The 2,239-nt window shown below is 69.4% G+C and carries 1 protein-coding gene; it reads right to left on the bottom strand.

The window, feature by feature from the left end:
- The coding region (locus AB0P41_RS35915; protein WP_365936197.1) for a beta-ketoacyl synthase N-terminal-like domain-containing protein at positions 1-2,239 on the bottom strand (2,239 nt) is incomplete at both ends.

The following is a 2,239-nucleotide window of genomic DNA, read 5'->3' as shown; positions in this document are numbered from 1 at the left end:
ACTCCATCAGACCCGCAGCCATACCCACCCACTGCGAACCCTGCCCCGGGAACACGAACACCGGACGCGTCACATCGGCCGCGACACCCCGCACCACACCCGGCCCGGAACGCCCCTCCGCAAGGGCACTGAGACCGGCCACCAACTCCTCACGCCCGGCAGCCGTGACCACAGCACGGTGATCGAACCGGGAGCGGGACAACGCCAGTGCGTGCGCAAGATCGCGCACCGACAACTCCCCTGCGCCCGACACCGTTTCCGCCAAGCGCACGGCCTGGCCGCGTAGCGCGCCCTCCGACTTCCCGGAGAGCACGAACGGCAGCACGGTGCCCGCTGGGGGCCCGGTCTCGACGGCGACTGCGGCGTCGTCGTCCGGCGCCTGCTCGACGATCACATGTGCGTTCGTCCCGCTGATGCCGAACGAGGAGACAGCAGCACGCCGCGGCTCACCCGTCTCCGGCCACGCCACCGACTCCGTCAGCAACCGCACGTTCCCTGCCGACCAGTCCACCTGAGGCGTCGGCTCGTCCACGTGCAGCGTCTGCGGGAGCTCCCCGTGCCGCATGGCCTGCACCATCTTGATGATCCCTGCGACACCCGCCGCTGCCTGGGTGTGACCGATGTTCGACTTGATCGACCCGAGCCACAACGGACGGTCCTCCGCCCGCTCCTGCCCGTACGTCGCCAGCAAAGCCTGCGCCTCGATCGGGTCACCCAACTTCGTACCCGTACCGTGCGCCTCCACCGCATCCACCTGCGAAGCCGACAGACCGGCATTCGCCAACGCCTGCCGGATCACCCGCTGCTGCGACGGACCGTTCGGCGCCGTCAGACCATTCGACGCACCATCCTGATTCACCGCCGAGCCCCGCACCACCGCCAGGACCTGATGGCCGTTGCGCCGCGCATCCGACAAACGCTCCACCAGCAGCATGCCCACGCCCTCGCCCCAGCCGGTGCCGTCGGCTCCGGCGGCGAAGGACTTGCAGCGGCCGTCCACCGCGAGAGCTCGTTGCCGGGAGAACTCCACGAACGTGCCAGGGGTGGCCATGACCGTCACCCCACCGGCCAGCGCCATCGAGCACTCACCCGACCGCAACGCCTGAATCGCCCAGTGCAACGCCACCAACGACGACGAACACGCCGTATCCACCGTCACCGCCGGGCCCTCGAGCCCCAACGTGTACGACACCCGACCCGACGCCACACTGCCCGCGGTGCCCGTGGTGAGGTGCCCTTCCAGACTTTCGGAAGATGCAGCGGCATAGGCCGCGAAGTCGTGGTACATGAGTCCGGCGAAGACGCCTGTATCGCTGCCCCGCAGAGAGGCGGGATCGATGTCGGCCGATTCCACCGCTTCCCAGGAGGCTTCCAGGAGCAGTCGCTGCTGCGGGTCCATCGCCACCGCCTCACGCGGCGAGATCCCGAAGAACTCCGCATCGAAGTGGGTGGCGTCGTGCAGGAACCCGCCTTCGCGGGTGTACGACGTGCCGGGGTTGTCCGGGTCGGGGTCGAACAGCGCGTCCACGTCCCAGCCCCGGTCGGCCGGGATGCCCGTGACCGCGTCGCCGGCAGTGGAGAGCAGGCGCCACAGGTCCTTCGGTCCGGACACTCCGCCGGGATAGCGGCAGCTCATGCCGATGATCGCGATTGGGTCGTCCACGGTGGTGCCGGCCGTCCCGGCAGCCACGGTCGGCTCGCTGTGCGTACCCAGTGCCTCCGCCCGGATGAAACCGGCCAGCGCCGAGGGGGTCGGGTAGTCGAAGACCAGTGTCGCCGGCAGACGCAGGCCAACGACTGCGTTGAGCCGGTTGCGGAGGTCCACGGCGGTCAGCGAGTCGAACCCGAGATCGGTGAAGGCCTGCCGGGGTTTGACCGCTTCGCCGGAGCTGTGGCCCAGGGTAGAGGCGACCTCGTTGCGTACGAGTTCAAGTACGTGCGCCTCCTGCTGGGCCGGTTCCAGCCTGAGGAGGGTGCGTGCGAAGGACTGGGAGCGGTCATCGCCAACTTCTGCATGCCGTCGGCTAGGCACCCGTACCAGGCCCCGCAACATCGGCGGAGTCGTCTCCGGTCGTACCCGCAGGGCGGCCGTATCGACCCTGATCGGCACCAGCGCGGCCTCGCCGGGCAGCGCCCCGGCCGCATCGAACAGGCTGAGCCCTTGCTCCGTGGACAACGGCAGCAGACCGCCCCTGGCCATCCGCCGCAGATCATCCGCACCGAGCTGCCCGGTCATCTC

This window comes from Streptomyces sp. NPDC079167, from assembly GCF_040686735.1.
Classification (GTDB): Bacteria; Actinomycetota; Actinomycetes; order Streptomycetales; family Streptomycetaceae; genus Streptomyces.
This window is presented reverse-complemented; position numbering and strand designations above follow the sequence as displayed.